At 56.2% G+C, this 23,857-nt stretch carries 22 protein-coding genes; 13 read left to right on the top strand and 9 right to left on the bottom strand.

Translation table 11 applies throughout. The features are described from left to right. Window positions 1-151: 151 nt before the first annotated feature. Together AUQ41_RS11480 and AUQ41_RS11475 are read left to right on the top strand one after the other, a co-directional pair. Window positions 152-1,819, top strand: a complete 1,668-nt coding sequence (locus tag AUQ41_RS11480) for an acyl-CoA dehydrogenase family protein (RefSeq protein WP_063088553.1) — start codon at window positions 152-154, stop codon at window positions 1,817-1,819. 236 nt (window positions 1,820-2,055) lie between these two features. After that, window positions 2,056-4,146 (top strand): methyl-accepting chemotaxis protein, encoded by a 2,091-nt coding sequence (locus tag AUQ41_RS11475; RefSeq protein ID WP_063088552.1) that lies wholly within the window; start codon window positions 2,056-2,058, stop codon window positions 4,144-4,146. 95 nt (window positions 4,147-4,241) lie between these two features. Here AUQ41_RS11475 and AUQ41_RS11470 read toward each other — a convergent pair whose 3' ends face one another. The 8 genes from AUQ41_RS11470 to AUQ41_RS11435 all read right to left on the bottom strand — a co-directional run bounded on the left by AUQ41_RS11470 (window position 4,242) and on the right by AUQ41_RS11435 (window position 11,612). Further along, window positions 4,242-5,252 carry a ferredoxin reductase family protein gene (locus AUQ41_RS11470; RefSeq protein ID WP_063088551.1) on the bottom strand — a complete coding sequence of 337 codons (1,011 nt, stop codon included), beginning with the start codon at window positions 5,250-5,252 and terminating at the stop codon, window positions 4,242-4,244. Next, window positions 5,191-5,589 carry a ferric reductase-like transmembrane domain-containing protein gene (locus tag AUQ41_RS21200; protein WP_063088550.1) on the bottom strand — a complete coding sequence of 133 codons (399 nt, stop codon included), beginning with the start codon at window positions 5,587-5,589 and terminating at the stop codon, window positions 5,191-5,193. The genes AUQ41_RS11470 and AUQ41_RS21200 overlap by 62 nt, the downstream gene beginning before the upstream one ends. A gap of 137 nt (window positions 5,590-5,726) precedes the next feature. Beyond that, window positions 5,727-6,893: an adenosylhomocysteinase gene (locus AUQ41_RS11460; RefSeq protein ID WP_063088549.1), complete on the bottom strand. Its 1,167-nt coding sequence runs from the start codon at window positions 6,891-6,893 to the stop codon at window positions 5,727-5,729. Window positions 6,894-6,996: 103 nt separating this feature from the next. Next, window positions 6,997-7,701: a glutathione S-transferase N-terminal domain-containing protein gene (locus tag AUQ41_RS11455; RefSeq protein WP_063088548.1), complete on the bottom strand. Its 705-nt coding sequence runs from the start codon at window positions 7,699-7,701 to the stop codon at window positions 6,997-6,999. 214 nt (window positions 7,702-7,915) lie between these two features. Continuing rightward, complete coding sequence (gene cynS, locus AUQ41_RS11450; RefSeq protein ID WP_008889173.1) at window positions 7,916-8,356, bottom strand: cyanase; 441 nt, start codon at window positions 8,354-8,356, stop codon at window positions 7,916-7,918. 37 nt (window positions 8,357-8,393) lie between these two features. Further along, on the bottom strand, window positions 8,394-9,302 hold the full coding sequence (locus AUQ41_RS11445; RefSeq protein WP_063088547.1) for an ABC transporter ATP-binding protein: 909 nt from the start codon (window positions 9,300-9,302) through the stop codon (window positions 8,394-8,396). A gap of 11 nt (window positions 9,303-9,313) precedes the next feature. Further along, window positions 9,314-10,144, bottom strand: a complete 831-nt coding sequence (gene ntrB / locus AUQ41_RS11440; protein ID WP_008889171.1) for a nitrate ABC transporter permease — start codon at window positions 10,142-10,144, stop codon at window positions 9,314-9,316. 1 nt (window position 10,145) lies between these two features. Further along, window positions 10,146-11,612 carry a CmpA/NrtA family ABC transporter substrate-binding protein gene (locus AUQ41_RS11435; protein WP_063088546.1) on the bottom strand — a complete coding sequence of 489 codons (1,467 nt, stop codon included), beginning with the start codon at window positions 11,610-11,612 and terminating at the stop codon, window positions 10,146-10,148. A gap of 211 nt (window positions 11,613-11,823) precedes the next feature. Here AUQ41_RS11435 and AUQ41_RS11430 point away from each other — a divergent pair, with 211 nt between their 5' ends. The 8 genes from AUQ41_RS11430 (at window position 11,824) to rbsK (ending at window position 20,298) form a co-directional block, all read left to right on the top strand. Further along, window positions 11,824-13,770, top strand: coding sequence for a sigma 54-interacting transcriptional regulator (locus tag AUQ41_RS11430; RefSeq protein WP_063088545.1), 1,947 nt, complete (start codon window positions 11,824-11,826; stop codon window positions 13,768-13,770). Between the two features lie 105 nt (window positions 13,771-13,875). Further along, window positions 13,876-14,070: a twin transmembrane helix small protein gene (locus AUQ41_RS11425; RefSeq protein ID WP_008889168.1), complete on the top strand. Its 195-nt coding sequence runs from the start codon at window positions 13,876-13,878 to the stop codon at window positions 14,068-14,070. Window positions 14,071-14,116: 46 nt separating this feature from the next. After that, a complete protein-coding gene (locus tag AUQ41_RS11420; protein WP_063088544.1) occupies window positions 14,117-14,689 on the top strand; it encodes a cob(I)yrinic acid a,c-diamide adenosyltransferase in 573 nt (190 codons plus the stop codon). A gap of 252 nt (window positions 14,690-14,941) precedes the next feature. Next, window positions 14,942-15,691, top strand: coding sequence for an electron transfer flavoprotein subunit beta/FixA family protein (locus AUQ41_RS11415; protein WP_008889166.1), 750 nt, complete (start codon window positions 14,942-14,944; stop codon window positions 15,689-15,691). Window positions 15,692-15,706: 15 nt separating this feature from the next. After that, window positions 15,707-16,642, top strand: a complete 936-nt coding sequence (locus AUQ41_RS11410; protein WP_008889165.1) for an electron transfer flavoprotein subunit alpha/FixB family protein — start codon at window positions 15,707-15,709, stop codon at window positions 16,640-16,642. 68 nt (window positions 16,643-16,710) lie between these two features. Next, window positions 16,711-17,598 (top strand): 3-hydroxybutyryl-CoA dehydrogenase, encoded by an 888-nt coding sequence (locus AUQ41_RS11405; RefSeq protein WP_063088543.1) that lies wholly within the window; start codon window positions 16,711-16,713, stop codon window positions 17,596-17,598. A gap of 160 nt (window positions 17,599-17,758) precedes the next feature. Further along, window positions 17,759-19,225 (top strand): xylulokinase, encoded by a 1,467-nt coding sequence (gene xylB / locus AUQ41_RS11400; RefSeq protein WP_063088542.1) that lies wholly within the window; start codon window positions 17,759-17,761, stop codon window positions 19,223-19,225. A gap of 149 nt (window positions 19,226-19,374) precedes the next feature. Then, window positions 19,375-20,298 (top strand): ribokinase, encoded by a 924-nt coding sequence (gene rbsK / locus AUQ41_RS11395; RefSeq protein ID WP_063088541.1) that lies wholly within the window; start codon window positions 19,375-19,377, stop codon window positions 20,296-20,298. Window positions 20,299-20,314: 16 nt separating this feature from the next. Here the strand turns inward: rbsK and AUQ41_RS11390 are convergent, their stop codons facing one another. Continuing rightward, window positions 20,315-20,875, bottom strand: a complete 561-nt coding sequence (locus tag AUQ41_RS11390) for a TlpA disulfide reductase family protein (protein WP_063088995.1) — start codon at window positions 20,873-20,875, stop codon at window positions 20,315-20,317. Window positions 20,876-20,906: 31 nt separating this feature from the next. Between AUQ41_RS11390 and argH the strand changes: the two genes are divergently transcribed. The 3 genes from argH to lysA are packed head-to-tail and all read left to right on the top strand — an operon-like array spanning window position 20,907 to window position 23,733. Next, window positions 20,907-22,322, top strand: a complete 1,416-nt coding sequence (argH, locus tag AUQ41_RS11385) for an argininosuccinate lyase (RefSeq protein ID WP_063088540.1) — start codon at window positions 20,907-20,909, stop codon at window positions 22,320-22,322. After that, window positions 22,319-22,465 (top strand): lipoprotein, encoded by a 147-nt coding sequence (locus AUQ41_RS21055; protein WP_168173385.1) that lies wholly within the window; start codon window positions 22,319-22,321, stop codon window positions 22,463-22,465. Before argH ends, AUQ41_RS21055 begins: the two co-directional genes overlap by 4 nt. Beyond that, entirely contained in the window at window positions 22,462-23,733 is a 1,272-nt protein-coding gene (lysA, locus tag AUQ41_RS11380) for a diaminopimelate decarboxylase (RefSeq protein ID WP_063088539.1), read from the top strand. The genes AUQ41_RS21055 and lysA overlap by 4 nt, the downstream gene beginning before the upstream one ends. The last annotated feature ends 124 nt before the right edge of the window (window positions 23,734-23,857 follow it).

Raw genomic sequence — 23,857 nt, 5'->3', positions numbered from 1 at the left:
ATCTTCGACTGATAGCTGGCACCCCGCGCGCATTCTCGCCCGATCTGCGCATGGGGTGCCACCACCCTTGATGCTTTGATGCACTCATAACTGATCCGCGCAATCGCCCCACAGGATTGCACGACGAGGACCTGATCCGAGGACCCGAAGAATGACGAACAACGCCCTTTTGCCTGACCTCGAACGTTTGTGCGATGACGCCCTTGCAGCACTCAGCCCGGTTTATGACGCGGCCGAATATGCGCTGCGGACTGCTGTAACGGTCGATGGCCGGGTTAATGCCGATGCCTTTGATGACAACCAGTTTGCTGCACATGGCTTTGCCTGGTTCACCACCTATGTCACCGCCCTTGGCCAGATGAAGGCATGGGCAAATCGCCTTAAGGATCAGGGCAAGTTCGGCAATCTCGAACAACTGATCCTGCAATCGGCGTTTGGGGAATATCTCGCGCAGATTATCGGTGGCATTCCGATGTCACAGGGCGAGATCATCCGTCTTTCGACCCTTGGCGTTTCTGATGACCTGATTGCATCCCTTGCTGCCGACCCATCGGTCGCGACCCTTGCACGTGGTGGCAATTCCGATGCTGCGCGCCGGGCGATTGCCGCTGAAATCGAAGACAGCCTTGATACCGGTCGCTTTGGCGAAACCGGTCTTGAAGACGAAACCCTTGATATGGTGCGCGATCAATTCCGCCGCTTTGTTGAGGAAAAGGTGTCGCCGCATGCCCATGGCTGGCACGAACGTGACGAGCTGATCCCGATTGAAATCGTCAATGAAATGTCTGAACTCGGTGTGTTCGGCCTGACCATCCCCGAAGAATTCGGCGGCCTTGGCATGGGCAAAACCGCGATGTGCGTTGTCACCGAGGAACTGTCGCGTGGTTATATCGGTGTTGGGTCGCTTGGGACACGTTCCGAAATTGCCGCCGAACTGATCCGCCTTGGGGGGACAGACGCGCAAAAGGAACATTACCTGCCCAAACTGGCATCGGGTGAAATCCTGCCGACCGCCGTGTTTACCGAACCCAACAATGGATCGGATCTCGCCCACCTGCGCACGCGTGCGGTCAAGGATGGCGATACCTACAAGGTCACTGGCAACAAGACATGGATCACCCATGCCGCGCGGTCTGATCTGATGACCCTTCTGACCCGCACCAACCCCGACGAATCCGGTTATCGCGGCCTGTCGATGCTGTTGGCCGAAAAGCCACGCGGCACCGATGAAAACCCGTTCCCGGCCGATGGCATGTCAGGGGGCGAGATTGAGGTGCTTGGTTATCGCGGCATGAAGGAATACGAGCTTTCCTTTGACGGGTTCGAAGTCCCGACCGAGAACCTTTTGGGCGGCGAAGAAGGTCAGGGCTTCAAGCAGCTGATGGCGACCTTTGAGTCGGCCCGTATTCAGACCGCAGCCCGTGCTGTCGGCGTCGCCCAGAACGCGCTTGAGATCGGCATGCGCTATGCCAAGGATCGCATCCAGTTTTCCAAACCGCTTTACGCCTTCCCGCGCGTTTACGGCAAAGTCGCATGGATGGTGGTTGAAACCATGATCGCCCGCCAACTGACCTATTTCTCGGCCTTTGAAAAGGATCAGGATATCCGCTGCGATATCGAGGCCGGCATGGCCAAGCTTCTGGGCGCACGCGTCGCATGGTCGAATGCCGACAACGCCCTGCAGATTCACGGCGGCAACGGCTATGCGCTCGAATATCAGATCAGCCGTGTGCTGTGTGATGCGCGCATTCTGAACATTTTCGAAGGGGCTGCCGAAATTCAGGCACAGGTGGTCACGCGCGGCATTCTGACCCGGTGAATGACATAACATTCTGAAATACTGATAAAATTCTCATCTGAACCGTGGCCCCTGTGAACAACGAGGGCAAACTTGGCCCGCCAACACTGGCGGGCCTTTTTCCATATCAACCTAAAGTATGATATATTTTGGACTTACCAGTAGTGATACACTCCCCAAAAGCACACACAGACTACTAAAAGTCTGTGAAAAAATCGGGCCAAAAGGTCCGCCGGGAATAAGGGAGAGAATGGCAAATGAATCACAGCTCTGCAATGCCAGAAAGTACAATCTATGCGCGTATAAATGCCGCCACGGATTTGTTTGCGCAACATGGAGAACAGCTTGCAGAAAATCTGGTCACCGAACTGTTGGGGACCGGCCAAAGCAGTGCTGCGCCAAGTGATCCGCAACATCATGTTGCCGAACTGTCCCGTCGTTTTGCAACACTGATCAATGCAAACAGCTCTGATGCATTCAACCAATGCTTTAATCAGCACGTTCTGGCCAATGCGGTCATCGGACTGGCCCCCGATCGCATTGTACTGGCCTACCACAAGGTTTCGGCACTTTGCGCAACGCTTGCCGCGCGGTCCAAGGGCGGCACTGCCGCGGCGGATGCGGCGCGATGCCTGCTGATGGCGGATATGGGCAGCCTGATATCGGCGCGCCAGACCGTTTTGGCCAACCAGCGTTCCGCCTCTGAAATCCAGTCGATGTCGGAAATCATCGAACGCGAAACCGACAATATCATTTCCGAGGTCGGCTTCCAGGCCGGGCGCACCAATGACGTGGCGCAGGCCATGGAAAGTGATGCCAGCGAGCTTTCCCAACTGGTCGAACGCATCACTGCCACCACCGAAGTCGCCAGCAGCAATGTCGCAACCGTGGCATCCGCGACCGAGGAACTGCAGGCATCCAGCCACGAAATTGCCGAACGCATCCACAAAACCAATGACATTGCCAGTCAGGCCGTCACCCGCGCCCAGGAAACATCCACCACCATGGGCAGCCTGTCGGAAACCGCGACCGAAATCGGCAAGGTTGTTGATATCGTCAAACGCATTTCCGATCAGACCAAGATGCTGGCACTCAATGCCACGATCGAGGCCGCGCGCGCCGGCGACGCCGGCAAGGGTTTTGCCGTCGTCGCCAACGAGGTCAAGAACCTCGCGACCCAGACCGAAAAAGCCATCCTTGATATCAACGCCCAGATTACCGCCATTCAGGGCGCCACATCCGAGGCGGTTACCGCGATTGAGGGTATCGGTGGCGCGATTGACGAAGTCAGCCAGCTTTCAAGCGATATCTCGGCATCGGTCGAACAACAAACAGCGGCGATCGCCGAAATCTCGACAAGTGCGCAGGAAGTTTCCACCCACATGCAGGGCATTTCCGGCGACATCGAACTGGCCAGCCACAAATCGCACAATGCCAGCCAGACGGCGGAAAACCTTCGCATTCTCTCTTCGAATATCCGCAATGATATCAACGAGATGGAAACGCGCTTCCGCATGGTTCTGCGCAGTGCAGACAACACCAACCGGCGTCACGAAGAACGGGTTCCGATTGCGGTTGATATCAAGGTCGACTTTGGCAACGGTGATGTGCGCCAGGGTGTGACCGCGGACATGTCGCTTGCCGGCCTGCTTGCACGTATTGATGCCAGCGAAGATGACCGCAACAAAGCAATCACGATCACGATGACCGACGGCACCCGGCTTAAGGGGACGGTCAAAGCGTACTCGACACTCGGCACCCACATTCAGTTCACCGAAATCGACGACGAAGCAACCAAGGTCATTTTGGGACTGCTCAAGAAAACCCACGAACATGACGCCAAGATTGCCGATCTCGGCAAGCAATTGGCCGGCGAGTTGGGCAAGGTTCTTGAAGGCGGTTTGCGCAGTCACGAATTCACCCATGATGATCTGTTCAACACCCGCTACGAGCCGATTGACGGCACCGATCCCAAGCAGTTCATGACGCCGTATGTGCCCTTTACCGACCGCAACTTCACCCCGCTGCAAGAAGCCATTCTTGCAAAGGACGAACATATCGTCTTTGCCGCCGGGGTGGATACCAACGGCTATCTGCCGACCCACAACAAGGTCTACAGCCAACCGCAAAGACCGGGCGAACCCGCCTGGAATATGGGCAACTGCCGCAACCGGCGCATCTTTGATGACCGTGCTGGTCTTATGGCCGGGCGCAACACCAAGCCCCACCTGCTGCAGACCTATTTCCGTGACATGGGCAACACCGTCGTCTTCATGAAGGAATGCGACGTACCGATCATGGTCAATGGCGAACAGTGGGGCAACCTTCGAATCGGTTACAAATCCTAGGCATTGCCAAACCAATCAGGATAACGAGCAAACGAAAAGCGGGCGGTTCCATCACGGACCGCCCGCACTCTATTCAGCGCCAAACTCTGGTTTTCCTATCTGAAATCAAACAGCTCCTGATGGAAGGCATTGCGGGGCAATCCGGCTGCGACCAGATCGTTTTTGACATCTTCGCCAAATTGGCGCGGCCCACAGAACCAGACTTGGGCTTCTTGCCAATGGGCCACATCAGAACGGACTTTCTCGCCGGTCAGGAAACCGTCACGCGCATCGCGCCATTCGTGCAAGCGAACACCGGCACGCCCGGCCAGGTCGTTGATCCGCGCCATCAGTTCAGGATCGCAATGCGGGGCCACCTGATAAAAATCGATCTCAAGCTTTGCCGGATTGGCCACCAGATCCTCAAGCCAGGCAACAAACGGCGTCAGTCCAATACCCCCGGAAATCCAGATTTGATGGCGTTTTTCCCGATCCAGTACAAAGGTGCCATAAGGCCCCTCAAGCGCCACCCGGTCGCCCGGCTTCAATGTTTCGTAAAGCGTGCTGGTATAGTCGCCGAGTTTCTTGGCGATAATGGTCAGTCCCGGAACCCCGTCGCGCCAGGCAGATGCAATGGTAAACGGATGCGCTTCGTTGCTATTGCCAAACCGGACAAAGGCGAACTGCCCGGCAAGGTGGCCTTTCCACCCGCCATCCGATCTGATCGCGATCTGAAGCGATTTCATTTCCGGAAGATAATCAACCTCGATCACCTCGCCGGTGGATCGGCGCCCTGCCCCGATTTGGCCAAACAGAACAATGATGGATGACACCGTGCCCACCAGCAATATCGCCGCCAAAACATAGCCGACCGGTGTTGCCCAATTGGTGAAATCAAGCAAGACGATGCTGTGATAAACCAGCACAAGATAGATCACGGCCAGAACGGTATGCGTTTTGGCAAACCAGCGATACGGGATGCGTTTGATCAACGCGATCAGGATCAAGGCAACGGCAATATAGAACGCCCACTCCCCAATGGTTTCCGCCAGCCCGCGCTGCTCATTAAACAGCGATTGCGCCCAATGCAGGCCCGCCCCATCCGGCCCCCCCCGGCCTTGACCCACGCCGCCCCCGCTCCAGAAGGCCAAGCGCAACACCCCATTTCGGCGCCATCCGCCAGGCCCAGTGCAGGGTCGCTACGACAAGCACAGCAATGCCAAGCCACTTGTGCAGGCGATATGCCTTATCAAGCCCGCCCAACCGTCGCGTCAGCCACACAGGCCGAACAGATAACAACAAGATCAGGCTCATCATGCTAATCGCAAGGAAGCCCGAATACTGGACCATGAAATGGCGAAGGCTGATGAAACTGGATGCTGCAAAAAGATCGGGGTTTGAAACCAGCCAGATGCCGGTCATTACCAGAACAAAGCCAACAAAGACCTTTGAAATCGTTCTCATGACCGGCCTCCATCCCCTAATGAGCTATGCCGTGGGCGATTAAGCGCAAATATTTGCGCGCGCCCCGACATCAACCCATTAAGATTAGCAGACCGCACCGGCTGGTTCGTTGCGATTCGTCAGTTCAGCGAAATAGATCAGCTGTGCGATTGCAGGATCGCTTGGGCAATTTCGCGTTCGACATCTTCCGGATAGGGATAAAAGCCCGGCTTGAACGAGGTCGCCCCGCCCGATGCCAGCCAGTCGATCCCGCGGATCAGAATGGCCGAAAACGGATCAAACAGATCCTTGCCCGATCCCCCCATGCCGGGTGCAAGGTTAAGTAGGCTGCCCCGGTTAAGGAGATACACCTCACGGCTGTTATCGAGCTCGAACCGTTCGATATGGCGACGCATTTTCGTGCGCGTCTGGGTATCAAGCCATTTGACATCAATCTCGGTATTGGAATGCCCGACATTGACCAGGATCGCGCCGCGACGGCATTGCTTGATCTGCGCGGCACCCAGAATGCCCGAGAGGCCGGTGGCGGTCACAATGATCGCGTTTTCTTTCAGGCCATCTTCAAGGCTGACAACCCGGCAGCCATGATGCTGCGCCTCAAGGGCGCGAACCGGATCGCGTTCGGCGACCGACACCACCGCCCCCAGATTGCGCGCGCGTTCAGCCACGCCGCGCCCGACCGGGCCAAACCCGATCACAAGAACCGTGCGCCCATAAAGTGCAAGACCCGTGACATTCGAAAAGACCGGCCACATTTCCTGTGCCACATGGTGGCGGTTATGCAGACGGTCCTTGATCGCGATATCGTTCCAGTTAAACACCGGGAAGGAATAATCAAGCTTCTCAACCCGATGTACACCGGTTGTGGTCGCTTCAAGCGCGCCGTCGACCTTATGGCCCTTTTTGACAAACGCCTCAATCAGCTCCCCGCCCATATCGGCAATGATGTCTGCGGGCTCGGACGACAGGATATCGATGCTTTGGGCATATTCATCTGGCGTCATGCCGGAAAAGGCATGGACCTCCACCCCATTGGCGGCAAGGTAAGCGGCGGCCGCATCATCGGTGCTGTCAGGGTTACACGCGCCAACCTTGACCTTGGCACCGGCCTTCACAAACGGCAGCAATGTGGGAATGGTATCTTCAAGAACGTGCTGGAAACTGACGATGGTTTTGTCGCGCAGATCACGCTTGGCGACATAGTTTCCGTATTTCGCCGTCACCGGACAAATCACCTCGCGCCAGGCAAGGGTCTCGTCAGTGATCTGTTGGGCAAGGGCGGCGTCCTTGATGCGGCTGGTCATGAATTGGTCTCTTAACTTCGTGGGACAATAGATCATCCCCTAATTAAGGCCAGCCTGACCGGATGAAAAGCATTTGTCTCCATCCGGTCAAAATCAACGGCGATTAATCGCGGGCCGGGATGTTTAGTCCGCGCTGAACGGCCGGGCGATCAAGGCCACGTTCCAGCCACGCCGGAACGTTTTTGAACTCGTGATAATCAACAAGACTACCCGCGTCATAGAAACCGATCAGGTTGCGCACCCAGCCAAGCGACGCAATGTCGGCAATACTGTATTCATCGCCCATGATCCAGTCACGGCCATCAAGGCGGGTTTCAAGCACACCCAGCAGCCGCTTTGATTCCTTGCGATACCGATCCAGCGGTCGCTTGTCCTCGATCTCCTTGCCGGCAAATTTGTGGAAGAAGCCAAGCTGCCCAAACATCGGGCCAAGCCCGCCCATCTGGAAATACACCCACTGGATCGCCTCGATCCGTTTGGCCGGGTCGACAGGCAGCAACTTGCCGGTTTTTTCCGCCAGATACTGAATGATCGCACCCGATTCAAACAGACCAAGCGGTTTGCCATTTGGTCCATGCGGATCAATGATTGCCGGGATTTTGCCATTCGGGTTCAGCGACAGGAATTCCGGCGTCCAGGTTTCATCTTCGCCGATATTGATCAGATGCGGCTCATAGTCCAGACCGGTTTCTTCCAGCATGATCGAAACCTTCACCCCGTTGGGCGTCGGCAGGGAATAAAGCTGGATAACGTCCGGATTGGTCGCAGGCCAGCGTTTGGTAATCTCGAAGCTCGACAGATCAGCCATGATAAAGCCCTTTTGAAATCGTTATAGCGTTGACCATAACATTTAGATGATCCTTCGAAATGTGCCACCGGCAATCTGGCAACTTATTGTTTCCCGCACGTTATCTCTGCCAATGCGCGCGCCTGAAAAACAAAACCGGCCTGCGTGAAACAGACCGGTTTCGTCTTCTGCGACTGCTCGTACCAGGTGACTGCGAACCACCGATTGGCTTGATTTACCAGGCGCGGTATTTCAGGAATTTGCCATCAAGGGTAATGACAACGCGGTCGCCCTTCGGGTCTTCCTTGCGCTCGATATACATTTCGTAGTCGATCGCGCTCATGATGCCGTCGCCGAATTTCTCGTGGATGATTTCCTTGATGGTCTCGCCGTAAACACCAACGATTTCATAAAGGCGATAGATCGCAGGATCGGTCGGCACCGCCTGATCCCAGATTTTCATCGGGCATTCCTGCATGACAGCCGATGCTTCAGGCGGCAGGTCAAACAGGGCGACTAGCATGTCGGCTTTGTCCTTTGGCGCGGAATTCATGCCAAAACAGACCGAAGTCGTCCATACCGGCGACATGCCGATCTTGCTGGCAACTTCTTCCCAGCCAAGGCCTTTGGCCTTTTTGGCTTCGATGATCATTTCTTTGACATCTGCTTTTTTCACAGCTTTTCTCCTTCTAAGTAATCAGCGTGCAGGTGATTTATTCCACCGGGCTGGTGGCCGGTTTGCGGTTGTCTTTGGGGTCTGAAACCACCCCATGTGCGCCAAAGCGCACGATGGATGGCTCGCTTGGTGTGCCTTCCTCCTGCTTACCGGCAAGCGCCTTGGAGCGGGTGGCAAGGAATTCGACCAAGTGGTTTCGGATGTCGTAATAGTCGGAATGGTGAATGATGTTGGCCCGTTCGCGCGGGCGCGGGATATCGACCTGAACCGATTCTGCGACACGGGCATAGGGCCCGTTGGTCATCAGCAAAATGCGATCCGCCAACAGGATGGCTTCATCCACATCATGGGTGATCATAAAGACGGTCTGGTCCGACCCTGACCAGATGCGGATCAATTCATCCTGAATGCTGCCACGTGTCAGGGCATCAAGGGCCCCGAACGGCTCATCCAAAAGCAACAATTCCGGCTGGATCGCAAAGGCACGTGCGATCGACACACGCTGACGCATGCCGCCCGACAATTGCGATGGCTTGCGAAGCTCCGCCCCGCCAGCCAGCCCGACCATTTCCAGATACTTCATAGAATGGTCGTGAACCTGTTTCTTGCTCCAGGATTTATAGCGCGCCTGAACGGCAAAGGTGACGTTCTTAAGCGCGGACAACCATGGCAGCAGGGAATAGTTCTGAAACACGATCCCGCGATCAAGGCTGGGACCCGACACTTCCTTGCCATTCATGATGACCGCCCCTTCGGTCGGTTCATCAAGACCAGCCAGAATGTTCAGGATCGTCGATTTGCCACAGCCGGAATGGCCGATGATGCAAACAAACTCCCCCTTCTCAATCCCCAGATTGACGTTTTCAAACACCGTCAGGGCTTCACCGCCCTTGGGCGCCTGAAAACGTTTGGTCAGGTTCTGCAAACTCAGGAATGGTTTCGACATATCAGGTCTCCTTATTCCTGGTACTGCACAAGACGTGCGCAGTAGGCAAACGCGGTATCAAGCAACATGCCGACAACACCGATCATCAGGATCGAGAACACCACGCTGGTCAGATCAAGGTTGTTCCACTCGTTCCAGACGTAGTAGCCAATCCCGGTCCCACCCACGAGCATCTCGGCCGCCACAATCACAAGCCACGCAATGCCGATTGAAATCCGCATGCCGGTCAGGATGGTTGGGGCCGCAGCCGGAAGAATGACAATCCAGGCGGTTTTGAGCGGGCCCAGTTCATGGGTGCGCGCCACATTGACCCAGTCCTTGCGAACGCCCGCCACACCAAAGGCTGTGTTGATCAACATCGGCCAGATCGAACAGATAAAGATCACAAAGATCGCCGATGCCTGACTGTCCTGAATGACAAACAGCGCAAGTGGCATCCATGCCAGTGGGGAAATCGGGCGAAGGACCTGAATAAACGGATCAAGCGCCTTGTACATCAGGGGCGACATCCCGATCAGGAACCCGACCGGAATGGCAATTGCCGCCGCAAGGAAATAACCGCTCAACACGCGATAAAGCGAATAGCCGATCTGGATACCGATGCCCTTGTCGTTGGGACCGGCGTCATAGAACGGGTTGCTGAGCTCCTCCCATGCCTTGGCGATCACGTCCGAGGGGGGCGGCACAGCGGCCTTGGGCTCTGCACCGCCCATCAGAAGTTCATATTCCGTAAGTTCGCCAGCGAGTTGTTGTTTTGGGCTGGCGGCCTCCCAAAGACCAAGGAAGACCGCCAGAAGTACAAGTGACAACACCAACGCCCTGGCATTGAGCGATGCCAGCATATCAGCTTACCCCTTTGCCGATGGCAAAGCTGTTGACATAGGCTTCAGGCTGATCTGGATCGAACGTCTTGCCCATGATGGTATAGCTTTTGTAAGTCTCGGTCGGCGCTTCATAGCCAAGCTCTTTCATGATCTTGGCGCAATCGCTCGCGACATAGACTTCTTCGGCGATCTTCTTGTAATCGACATCGCCCTCGATATAGCCCCAGCGCTTCATCTGGGTCAGGATCCAGACACCCATCGAGTGCCATGGGAACGGATCGAAATCGATGCGATCCGGCACGTTTTTGACCTCGCCCAGACCATCGGCGTAACGGCCGGTCAGGACCTGCTCAATCACCGGAACCGGCTGGTTCAGATAGTTCGCCGGTGCGATGGCGGCCGAGATTTCCTTGCGGTTTTCCGCCTTGGCGGCGTACTGGGTCGCATCGACGATGGATTTCAAAAGCGCGCCATAGGTATTCGGCAGTTCTTCGGAAAACGCCTTGGAACATGCAAACGCACAGCACGGATGGCCTTCCCAGATATCCTTGGTCAGCGTGTGCAGGAAGCCGATCTTTTCCCAAACCGCGCGCTGGTTAAACGGATCGGGTGACAGATAACCATCAAGGTTACCGGCACGCAGGTTTGCAACCATCTCGGGCGGCGGAACGACACGGATCTGGATATCTTTATCCGGGTCCAGGCCATGCTCGGCGACGTAATAGCGCAGCAGGAAGTTGTGCATCGAATATTCGAACGGCACACCGAACTTGAAGCCCTTCCACTGCTTGGGATCACGTTTATCAAGGTGATCGTTATGCAGGACAATCGCCTGACCATTGATGTTTTCAACGGCCGGCATCAGGAATGGCGTTGCGGTTGACCCGGCCCCCATCGAAATCGCCAGCGGCATCGGGGTCAGCATGTGCGACGCGTCATATTCATTATTTAATGACTTGTCGCGGGCAACCGCCCAACCGGCTGTCTTGATGACATCAACATCAAGGCCGTATTTCTCATAAAAGCCCATCGGCTGGGCCATGATGATCGGCGTTGCGCAGGTGATCGGCACAAAGCCGATATTCAGTTTGGATTTTTCCGGCGTACCCAGATCATCAAGGATGGCGGCCTTGAGCTTGTCGATTGGCAGGACCGAGGCAAGGGCTGCCATCATGGTGCTGCCACCGACCATCTTGGCAAACGAACGACGCGAAATGTCGTTATGACCAAACACCGAACGCACAATTGCGCTGTCGATGGCACGATCAAGCATTTCTTCGCTGCTTTCCGGCGTTTTGGCGTCCATATCGCCCATATCACTATGGGCCGGCATGCTGGCCAAATCGTGTTTTACGCCATGGTCATGGTCTTTATGTGATGCATGTGTATGCCCATCTTTTGACGAACAGACATCACAGCCGCATGATTTGCTGTGACGCAGATCGGTATCGCCACTAAATGGATTGCCCAGACTTTTGACTGACATGTGATCACCCCCTGTGTTGTTACGCCGCCAGAAAGGCAGCACCAGATGTTCACAGTCCCTACAGCAACGGGCGTGCCATTTTGTGCGATGCGTCATTTTTCGTTGAAAACGCTGGACTCTTGCGCCTTTGAGTGAGACGCTAACCACATACGAAAAATCGTAATTCACGAAATGTCGTAGCAAATGTTACGATATTTCGTAGGAGTGTGTGATGAGGATCAGTGAAATCAATCCCCTACCGGTGATGATTGAAAACCTGCACTTGCAGGCATTGCTCGCCCACACCCATCCAACCTTGCTGATTCACCCCAAAACGGACCGGATTGTCTTTGCCAATCAGGCCGCTGCGAACTTGTTGGGGCGCAGCATTGAAGAGCTTCTGGTAACCTCGATGAGTGCGCTGCACAAAGGTCAGGTGCCCAGTCTGGTCGTGTTTAGCGAGGCGGCCTTTTATCACGGATTTGCCTGGACCCGCGGGCTCGACCTGACCCGTCCGGACGGCACGGAACTGAAACTTGAACACGAAGCGCGGCCGCTCATTCTGGACGGCGAAGACTATCTGACCGTGACGATTTCCGATCTCGATGCCCGCCATCGTCGCGATGTGGACTCGGAGGCCGATGATTACCTGCGCGAAGGCATCGCCGAATGGCGCCGTGCCGAACGGTTTTTCCGCGAGATCGAGCGTGAAAACCAGCTGATCCTGGGTGCCGCTGGCGAGGGCATTTACGGGGTTAACAGCGACGGCATCACGACATTCGTCAATCCGGCGGCCGAACGCATGTTGGGCTGGACAGCCGAGGAACTGGTCGGCCGCGAAATCCATTCGATCATTCACCATTCCCACGTCAATGGCGATCCTTACCACGCCGAACAATGCCCGATTTACAACGCCTTTCGCGAAGGCATTGTCAGGCGGGTTGATGACGAGGTCTTCTGGCGCAGCGACGGCAAACCGATCCGGGTGGAATATACCTCCACCCCGATCCGCGACCATGGGCTGGTGATCGGCGCGGTGATTGTTTTTCGTGACATCACCGAACGCAAAATTGCCGAGGAAAAGCTGCACGCCGCCCTTGCCGAAGTCGACCGGCTGCGTGAACGGCTGGAGCTTGAAAACGCCTATCTGCAGGAAGAAATCCTCTCAACCAACAACCATCACGAAATCATCGGCCAGTCCGACGCCATTCAGGGCGCACTCAAACAGATCGACCTGGTCGCCCCGACCGATGCCAACGTTCTGATCACCGGTGAATCCGGCACGGGCAAGGAACTGATTGCACGCGCCATTCATCAGGCGAGCGCGCGATCTGATCGCGTTCTGGTGCGTGTGAACTGTGCCGCAATCCCGCATGAACTGTTTGAAAGCGAGTTCTTCGGCCATGTCCGCGGCGCCTTTACCGGTGCTGTGCGTGATCGTGTCGGGCGGTTTGAACTGGCCGATGGTGGCACGCTGTTTTTGGATGAAGTCGGGGAAATCCCGCTGGAACTTCAGGGCAAGTTGCTGCGTGTTTTGCAGGATCAAAAATTCGAACGCATTGGCGAAGAACGCACGCGCGAAGTCAATGTCCGCCTGATTGCCGCCACCAACCGCGATCTTAAGGAAGAAGTCCGTCAGGGACGTTTCCGCGAAGACCTGTATTTCCGCCTCAACGTTTTCCCGATTGAATGCCGCCCCTTGCGCGAACGGCCCGACGATATTCCACCACTGGCATCACACTTCCTGCGCAATATCTGTCAGCGCCTGAATATCGCGCAGCCCACCCTGACCAAGGGCCAAGTCCGAACCCTGCAAAACTATGGCTGGCCAGGAAATGCGCGCGAACTGGAAAACGTCATCGAACGCGCCGCGATCCTCGCCCATGACGGCAAGCTGCATTTTGACCTGCCCGAACAGGGCGGGCGCGACAGCCGCAAATTAGCAGCCCCGGCGACAGAGCCTGACAGCAAACCGGAAAAAACCGTTCTAACCCGGGGTGAGCTGCGCCAGACCGAATATGACAACATCATCCACGCGCTGACCATGACCAAGGGCAAGGTGTTTGGGGAAAATGGTGCGGCCGCCCTTCTCGATATCAAACCAACCACGCTGGCCTCGCGTATCAAGAAATTCAAAATCGACCGTCGCAGCTTTGCGGCAAACGAAACCATCGACTAATTGCCAAAATTGCCATCGTCTGGTTGCCTGTTGCGTCCGTTTGGCGCAGCATGTCGCCGCCGGGCGCGGTATAAGTCAGCAGGCAGAAACAGGGAAGAAACAGGAATGGCTGGTTTTTTACAGATTGGTGTTTTGCTTGCGATGGCAGCAGTCGCCGGGGTCCTGATCATGGGCATCGTTTCGATGGCACGTGGCAAGGATGCGCGCAAACAAAACAAACTGATGCAAATGCGCGTCCTTTTGCAGGGCCTCGCCCTGTTGCTGCTTTTCATCCTGTCGCTGATGGCGGTCGGTTCCTAAGCCAGGCATACGCCTTGAACACACACACCAAGATTACGGACGGCAAATGGTTCAACTGACTCGTATCTATACAAAATCCGGTGACAAGGGCAAAACCGCCCTTGGCAATGGCACGCGCGTTGCCAAAAATGATGTGCGCGTAGAGGCCTATGGCACCGTTGATGAAACCAATGCCGTGATTGGTGTCGCCCGCCTGCACGCAGATGGCGACGTCGATGAGATGCTCGCCCGAATCCAGAATGATCTTTTCGATCTGGGTGCTGATCTGTGCACACCCGGCGATGGCAGCGACGATAACCCCGAACGGCCCGCCCTTCGCATTACCGCCAAGCAAACCGAACGGCTTGAGGCCGAGATTGATCAGATCAACGAAGCCCTTGATCCGCTAAAATCCTTTGTCCTGCCCGGTGGCAGTGCGCTTTCGGCACAGCTGCATGTCGCGCGCACCGTTTCGCGCCGGGCCGAACGGCTGATTGTCGAACTGGCCGGGATCGAGACGATCAATCCCGAGGCCGTGCGTTATATCAACCGGCTGTCAGACCACATGTTTGTTCTCGCCCGCCACGCCAATAATGGCGGCAAGGATGATGTTCTCTGGAAGCCCGGGCTAACCCGATAAACTGACGTGATAACAAGATTATCGGACAAAATCCTTGTTCCCTTGCGGTTTTTTGCCGTATCAAGACGGCGAAGGGCATCAAGATTTTCGTGAAGTAGTTGTCGTTAACGTCAACACCTTTACGTAAATTGACAACCTGCGTAGCACTACCTATTGTGCGTCGCGGGGAAAACATTACCATGCGGGCCAACGCAAACTGCCTTGGCAGGGAGCAAACCCGCAGTTTCGACAACAAAAACGAACAGGTCTGTCATGAAGGTTCTTGTCGCCGTTAAGCGCGTTGTGGATTACAACGTCAAGATCCGTGTCAAACAGGACCAGTCTGGCGTTGAGTTGAACAACGTTAAGATGTCCATGAACCCGTTTGACGAAATCGCCGTTGAAGAGGCCATCCGCCTCAAGGAAGCGGGCACCGCCACCGAAGTGGTTGCCGTGTCGCTCGGCGTTAAACAGTGCCAGGAAACCCTGCGCACGGCCCTCGCCATGGGTGCCGATCGCGGCATTCTGGTTGAAACCGAGGACGAACTCCAGCCGCTGGCTGTTGCAAAGCTTCTGAAAGAAGTCGTTGCCAAGGAAAGCCCGGATCTCGTGATCCTCGGCAAACAGGCAATTGACGATGATGCCAACCAGACCGGTCAGATGCTGGCCGCGCTGCTGGATTGGCCGCAGGGCACCTTCGCGTCCAAGGTTGTCGTTGCTGACGGCAAGCTTGATGTTACGCGTGAAATCGACGGTGGTCTTGAAACCATCAAGATTGATCTTCCGGCAATCGTTACCACCGACCTGCGCCTCAACGAGCCGCGTTATGCGTCGCTGCCGAACATCATGAAAGCCAAGAAGAAGCCGCTCGATACCCTGAGCCCGGCCGACCTTGGTGTTGATACCGCGCCGCGCCTGAAAACCCTGAAAGTTTCCGAACCGGAAGCACGTCAGGCAGGTGTCAAAGTTGCCGACGTCGCAGAGCTTGTCGACAAGCTCCGCAACGAAGCAAAAGTAATCTAAGCGGGGATCAATCAAATGAGCATTCTTGTTATTGCCGAACACGACAATACCGAACTGAAGGGTGGCACGCTTAACACCGTTGCTGCTGCTCAGAAAATCGGTGGCGACATCACTGTTCTCGTGGCTGGCGAAGGCTGCAAGGCCGTTGCCGAAGCCGCTGCCAAGGTCGAAGGTGTCTCCAAGGTTCTCCTCGCAGACAACGCAGCCTATGGCCATTTCCTTGCGGAAAACATGGCGGGTCTGGTTGGTGAACTTGCAGGCGATTACAGCCACATTCTCACCTCGGCTTCTTCGTCGGGCAAAAACTTCATGCCGCGCGTTGCTGCCAAAAAAGACGTCGCCCAGATTTCCGACATCACCGATGTTGTCGATGCCGATACCTTTGTCCGTCCGATCTATGCCGGTAACGCCATGGCAACCGTGCAGTCGACCGACAGCCTCAAACTGATCACTGTCCGTACCACCGGCTTTGATCCGGTCGCCGCCGAAGGCGGTTCTGCATCCATCGAAGACGTTGCTGTTGCATCTGATGCCGGCAAGTCGACCTTCGTTGGTCAGGAACTGACCGAGTCGGAACGTCCGGAACTCACCGCGGCAAGCATCGTCATCTCTGGCGGTCGCGGCATGGGTTCGGGTGAAAACTTCCACCTGATCGAACCGATTGCCGACAAACTCGGCGCGGCAATTGGTGCTTCTCGCGCTGCGGTTGATGCGGGCTATGCCCCCAACGACTGGCAGGTCGGCCAGACCGGCAAAGTTGTTGCACCGCAGCTATACATTGCTGTAGGCATTTCGGGTGCTATTCAGCACCTTGCCGGCATGAAGGACAGTAAGGTCATTGTCGCGATCAACAAGGACGAAGAAGCGCCGATCTTCTCGGTAGCGGATTACGGACTTGTCGGTGACCTGTTCGAGGCCCTTCCCGCTCTGGCGAGCGAACTCGACAAATAATCTGATCCCCTTTAGGGTCAAGGCAACGCATACTCTTGTTTTGACCCTTGGGGACGAGTGGGGAACAAATGGCTTCGTTGGAAGATATCAAAACCATTGGCGTAATCGGCGCCGGTCAGATGGGCAATGGTATTGCACATGTGATCGCACTGGCCGGTTACGACGTCCGAATTCTCGACATCTCGCAAGATGCCCTTGATAAGGCCATCGGCGTGATGGAAAAGAACATGGACCGTCAGGTCAAAAAAGAGATCATTACCGCAGCGCAAAAAGATGCGGCGCTGAAACTGATCTCAACCGGAACGGAATATACCTTCCTGTCGGGCTGTGACCTGGTCATCGAAGCGGCAACCGAGAACGAAGAGATCAAGAAACAGATCTTCAAGGCTCTATGCCCGGTGCTCGGCCCGGAAGCGATCATCGCGACCAACACCTCTTCGATTTCGGTCACCCGTCTGGCGTCCTATACCGACCGCCCGGCGAAGTTCATGGGCATGCACTTCATGAACCCGGTGCCGCTGATGAAACTGGTGGAACTGATCCGTGGTATTGCCACGGACGAAACAACCTATCGCACCATTCATGAACTGACCAAAAAGCTCGGCAAGGACACGGCAAGCGCCGAAGACTTCCCCGCCTTTATCGTCAACCGCATCCTGCTTCCGATGATCAACGAGGCGATCTACACCCTTTATGAAGGTGTGGGGAATGTCGAGTCCATCGATACCGCGATGCGTCTGGGTGCGAACCATCCGATGGGCCCGCTGCAGCTGGCAGACTTTATTGGTCTCGATACCTGCCTGTCGATCATGCATGTCCTGCATGATGGTCTGGCCGATACCAAGTATCGCCCGTGCCCGCTTCTGGTCAAATATGTCGAAGCCGGATGGCTTGGCCGCAAGGCTGGCCGTGGCTTCTATGACTATAGCGGCGACGAACCGACCCCGACCCGCTAAGCGGTTGCACGCCAGGACTGGCGTTACGACATCAAAGCCGCTGCCCCGCAGCGGCTTTTTTTGTTGCATTCCGTGCTTCAACCATCTGGAATGGTGATTACTCTAACCCGCACAATCATGATGTCGGGAAAAATCAAACGGTTCTGGAGGCCGTCCGAACATGTATCTCGGAATTGATGTCGGCACATCGGCAGTCAAGGCACTACTGATTGACGAAAACTCGGTCACCCTTGCCGAGGCTGATGTCCCTTTACGCGTGTCCAGCCCCAAACCGTTCTGGAGCGAACAAAACCCTACCGACTGGTGGGACGCAACCTTGCGCGCCATCGATGACTTGCACCGCCAAAACCCGTCGGCAATCGCCGCAACCCGCGCAATCGGCCTGTCGGGTCAGATGCATGGCGCAACATTGCTAGGCGCGGATGACAAGCCACTCCGCCCGGCGATCCTGTGGAATGATGGTCGCGCCACCCGCGAATGCGCCGAACTTGATGCCGCCCTGCCCGATCTGGGGCAGCGGGCCGGCGTTGCCACCATGTCGGGCATGACCGCACCCAAACTGATCTGGCTGCAAAAACACGAACCGGATGTTTTTGCCAAAATCAAAACCATCCTGCTGCCCAAGGATTACATCCGCTTTTGCCTCTCAGGCGACAAGGCAACCGAAATGTCGGATGCCGCTGGCACGCTTTGGCTTGATGAACAAAGCCGAAGCTGGAACCAAAGCGCGATCGAAGCCTGTGGTTTGACCCGCGATCAACTGCCGCATCTGGTCGAGGGATCGGACGTTACCGGTACGCTGCGCGCAACATTGGTCGACCGGTGGGGCATGCGGGACGACGTCATCATTGCCGGGGGTGGCGGTGATGCGGCGACCGGTGGCATCGGGGTCGGGGCGGTTTCCCATGGCGATGGCTTCATTTCGCTGGGCACCTCGTCACAGATCTTTGTCGCCTCGGACAAATACCGTCCCAAGCCCGAAGAACTGCTGCACAGCTTTGCCCATGCCATCCCGGACCACTGGTTCCAGATGGCGGTCCTGCTTAACGGGGCCAGTTGCCTGAAATGGGCGGCCGACCTTCTGGGCGAGGCCGACATTACCGCATTGCTCAACCGGGTCGAGGCACAACATAACGCCCCATCTGATATCCTGTTCCTGCCCTACCTTAACGGGGAACGCACCCCGCACAACAATCCGCATGCCCGTGGCGTGTTCTTTGGTCTGGGCAGCGATACCGACCGCGAAACCATGGTTCAGGCAGTGCTCGAAGGTGTCGGCTTTGCCCTCCGCGATGCAAAATCCCGCCTGCACAAGGCCGGAACCCAGTGCGACCTGCCCGGTGTGATCGGCGGCGGTGCTCGCAGTCGCTATTGGATCAAGATGATCGCCGACATCCTGGGCAAACCGCTTGCCCGCTATGAGGGCGCGACCAAGGGCCCGGCCTTTGGTGCCGCCCGTCTGGCCCGTCTGGCCCTGACAAACGAACCGGTTGCAGACGTTTGCGTCAAACCCGCAATCGAAGAAGTGATTGAACCTGATCTAACCCGCCATGAGGCCTACCAGCCGCGCTTTGCCAAATTCCAGCGCATTTACGCTGCCTTGTCAGACGAATTTACCCCTGACTGACCGTCTGACCGCCTGATCAGACAGACCGGCTGCAACGCGGATCCATAACATTTTGATGATCTCGATAGATTTTGGCGACATCGCCCTTTAAACCCCTGATCTGAGAACAACATTAACTTAGTGGAATTCATTTATAAACGCGGACGATTATGACGATTGCAGTTGTTGGAAGCTCGAACTTTGATTTTGCGGCCCGTGTGGCGAAGCTTCCTGTTCAGGGACAAACGGTTTCCTCCCGGGCTTACAAGACCGGACCGGGCGGCAAAGGATGCAATCAGGCACTTGCCGTCGCCAGACTTGGCGTTTCCCCTGTGTTCATCTCCAAACTTGGCGATGACATGTTGGGCAAACAACTGATCGAAACCCTTGCCACCGAGGGGTTGGACACCACCAACCTGATCGTCGCCGACGAAGCACAAACCGGCATCGCCCTGATCTCGATTGATGAGGCGGGTGAAAATATGATCACGGTCGTGGGCGGGGCCAACATGACCATGACCCGAAACGACCTTCATGAAAAACAGGAACTCCTGCGCAACTGCGACTATCTGCTGTTGCAGCTTGAATGTCCGGTGGTGGCCATTGACTGTGCGATCAAATACGCCCGCGAAGGCAATGCAAAGGTCATCCTTGACCCGGCTCCGGTCGCCGATCTGGTCGTCATGCGAGACCTGCTGGCCCTGACCCATATCGTCACGCCGAACCAAAGCGAATGCTTGGCCCTCACCGGTATTGACCCGGTGGATGAAGCCACTGCCCGTAGCGCCAGCGTCAAGCTGCATGACATGGGCCCGGAAACCGTCATCATCAAAATGGGCGGTGATGGTGCGTTCTATTCATCGGGCGGGCAAACCGGCATGGTTGCGGGCTTTGTGGTCAACACGGTTGATACGGTGGGCGCTGGCGATTGCTTCAATGCCGGGCTGGCTGTCGCCCTGCATGGTGGTCAGGCGCTCAAGGATGCCGTGCGCTTTGCCTGCGCAACCGGTGCGCTTTCCACCACCAACAATGGTGCAGCCGAGGCTGCACCACGCCTTGCTGATGTTCTGTCCCTGATCGAAGGCAACGTCTAAGACTGCTCACTTGCGCTCAGGACGTCTGATCAATCAACTGATCGAAATAGGTGATGACCTCTGGCGCATCCCAACGCGCAATGCCTTCAAGCTTGCCGCGCAAATCACCCTTGGCGTCATAGACAAAACTGGTCGGAAGGCCGCGTGCCCCCATCTGACGCGCAATCGCTCCACGCGGATCAAGAACGATATCAAGGTTCCCGATTCCATTGGTTTCAAAGAATTCGCGGACGGCATCCGCCCCACCGCGGTCCTGACTAAGCGCCAGAACCCGGAACGGCTTATCGGCCATTTCGACCGCCAACTGATCAAGTTCGGGCATTTCCTTGACGCATGGCACGCACCATGTCGCCCACAGATTGACCAGAACAACCTGTCCTTTCAGGCTGTTAAAGGCGACCTCGTTGCCATTTTCATCGACAAACGCCAGATCTTCGGGCAAAGAACCCCCTTCCGATGGCATAACCATCTTTGAAAGTTCTTGCGGGAATTGCGTATCAGCAAAGGCAGGGGTTGCATAAATGCCCGAGATGGCGACAATCACGCCAAGTTTTACGTAACGAAGCAATGCTTTCACAACACCCACCTTTCCAAGACTGCGGATCACGATGACCGATCAAAACGCCACTGACCAGAAAAACGCAAACTCCCTTTGGGGCGGCCGCTTCGAAGCAGGCCCGTCAGCCATCATGGAAGAAATCAACGCTTCCATCGGCTTTGACAAACGCCTCTACGCCCAGGACATTCAGGGCTCGAAGGCCCACTGCGCCATGCTGGTCAAGCAGAACATCATTCCTGCTGAAGATGGCGAAAAGATCACCAACGGTCTAGACCAGATTCTTCAAGAAATCGAGAGCGGCGAATTCAAATTCTCCGCCGCCCTTGAAGACATCCACATGAATGTCGAAAGCCGCCTGCGCGAATTGATCGGCCCGGCCGCTGGTCGCCTGCATACTGCGCGCTCGCGCAATGATCAGGTTGCGACCGACTTCAAACTCTGGGTCCGTGACGTTGCGCTTGGCGATCTTGAGGTCGGCCTCAAAGGCCTTCAGGAAGCCCTGATTGCACAGGCTGAAACCCACGCAGAAACCATCATGCCGGGCTTCACCCACCTTCAGGCCGCCCAGCCGGTCACCTTTGGTCACCATCTTCTGGCCTATGTCGAAATGTTTGGCCGTGATCGCGGGCGCGTTGCCGATTGCCGCACGCGCATTAATGAAAACCCGCTGGGCTCTGCGGCCTTGGCTGGCACACCATACCCGATTGATCGTCACATGACGGCAAGTGCGCTGGGCTTTGATCGCCCGACGGCGAACTCGCTCGATGCGGTATCGGATCGTGACTTTGCGCTTGAATACCTTAATGCTGCATCGATTGCCGCCATGCATCTGTCGCGCTTGGCCGAAGAAATGGTCATCTGGTGCTCGGCCCAGTTCCGCTTTATCGGCATGTCCGACAAATTCTCGACCGGCTCTTCGATCATGCCGCAAAAACGCAATCCGGATGCGGCCGAACTGATCCGCTCCAAGATCGGGCGTATTGTCGGCTGCTATAACGGCTTGATGCTGTCGATGAAGGGGCTGCCACTGGCCTATTCCAAGGACATGCAGGAAGACAAGGAACCGGTCTTCCAGGCCCATGACCATCTTGGTCTGTGTGTTGCCGCCATGACCGGCATGATCGCCGACATGAAGGTGTTTGCCGACAATATGCGTGCCGCTGCCGGTGCGGGTTACACCACCGCCACCGACCTTGCCGACTGGCTGGTTGCCGAACTTGGCATGCCGTTCCGTGATGCGCATCACGTGGTTGGCGCGACCGTGAAACTGGCCGAAACCAAGGGCTGCGATCTTGATCAGCTGTCGCTTGAAGACCTGCAAGGCATCGAACCCAAAATCACCAATGCGGTTTATAAGGTGCTGACAGTCGAGGCATCGGTTGCCGCCCGCCAAAGCTTTGGTGGCACCGCCCCGGTCCGTGTGAAGGAATCCGTTGCGGCGGCAAAGGAAAGGTTCCTCAAATGAACAACAACCTGTTGAAACGCGGCACCGTCATCACGCTGGCCGTCATGTTGGGGCTTTCAGTTGCGGCGTGTGGCAAAAAAGGCCCGCTCGAACCGCCGACCGACAAAGGTTACGAATATCCAAGGGATTACCCGGCCCAATGAACCATTTTGAATATATCAACGGCGAACTTTACGCCGAAGGCGTCTCGATCCGGGAAATGGCTGACAAGGTCGGAACCCCGTTCTTCTGCTATTCGACCGCGACCCTGGAACGCCATTACAAGGTCTATGCCGACGCATTTGACGGCCTTGATGCCACCGTGTGCTTTGCCGTTAAGGCAAACTCCAATCAGGCTGTCCTGAAAACACTCGCCAATCTTGGTGCGGGTGCGGACGTTGTTTCGGTTGGTGAAATGCGCCGTGCGCTTCGTGCGGGCATGCCCCCGGCAAAGATCATCTTTTCCGGTGTTGGCAAGGCCGATGCCGAAATGCGCGAAGCCCTGGACGCCGACATTGCCCAGATCAATGTCGAAAGCATCCCCGAACTGGTTGAGCTGAACCGTGTTGCCATCGACATGGGCAAAAAGGCGCGCATTGCGCTGCGCGTCAACCCGCATGTCGATGCCAAAACCCACGAAAAGATCGCCACCGGCAAGGCTGAAAACAAATTCGGCATCGACTGGACCCGCGCGATCGAGGTTTACCGCGAAGCCGCCGCCATGGATGGCATCGAGGTTACCGGGATTGCCATGCATATCGGCTCCCAGCTGACCGATCTGGCCCCCTTCCGCGAGGCGTTTACGCGTCTGGCCGGGCTGGTCGAACAGCTGCGATCTGAGGGCATCGATATCCGCAATCTCGATCTCGGTGGCGGGCTTGGCATTGCCTATCAGGGTGAAACACCGCCGCTTCCCGATGCCTATGGTCAGATGGTGCGCGAAACCGTCGGCCATCTTGGCTGCCACATCACGCTGGAACCGGGCCGTTTGATTGCCGGCAATGCCGGGATCATGGTGTCGCGCGTCATGTATATAAAAGACGGCGAAGCCAAACGCTTTGTCATTCTTGATGCCGCGATGAACGACCTGATCCGCCCGACACTGTATGGCGCCTATCACGAAATCATCCCGGTCGATGAACAGACTGACGGTGACAAGCAGGTCAAGGTTGATGTGGTCGGCCCGGTTTGCGAGACCGGTGACACCTTTGGCAAGGACCGCGACCTTCCCGATGACCTCAAGGCCGGTGACCTTGTCGCTGTCATGTCGGCGGGGGCCTATGGCGCGGTCATGTCATCAACCTACAACACCCGCGCGCTGACACCCGAAGTGCTGGTCAAGGGCAACAACTTTGCCATCGTCCGCCCGCGTCAGGAAATTGACGACCTGATCAACATGGATCAGGTACCCTCCTGGCTCAGCAACGGATAAGACCGGCATTCCGTTTCGGTTTTTAACGCTTTCGGGGCGGCTGGCCATTTGTCAGCCGCCCTTTTATTTTGCCCAATCCCGTCGAATTGCTTGACCCGCCCCGCCAAAAGACCAAGCTTTAAAG

This window comes from Thalassospira sp. MCCC 1A02898 (assembly GCF_001618185.1).
In the GTDB taxonomy this organism is placed as follows: domain Bacteria; phylum Pseudomonadota; class Alphaproteobacteria; order Rhodospirillales; family Thalassospiraceae; genus Thalassospira; species Thalassospira tepidiphila.
Note: the sequence above shows the minus strand (reverse complement) of the source record. Positions and strands in the feature narration are given on the sequence as shown.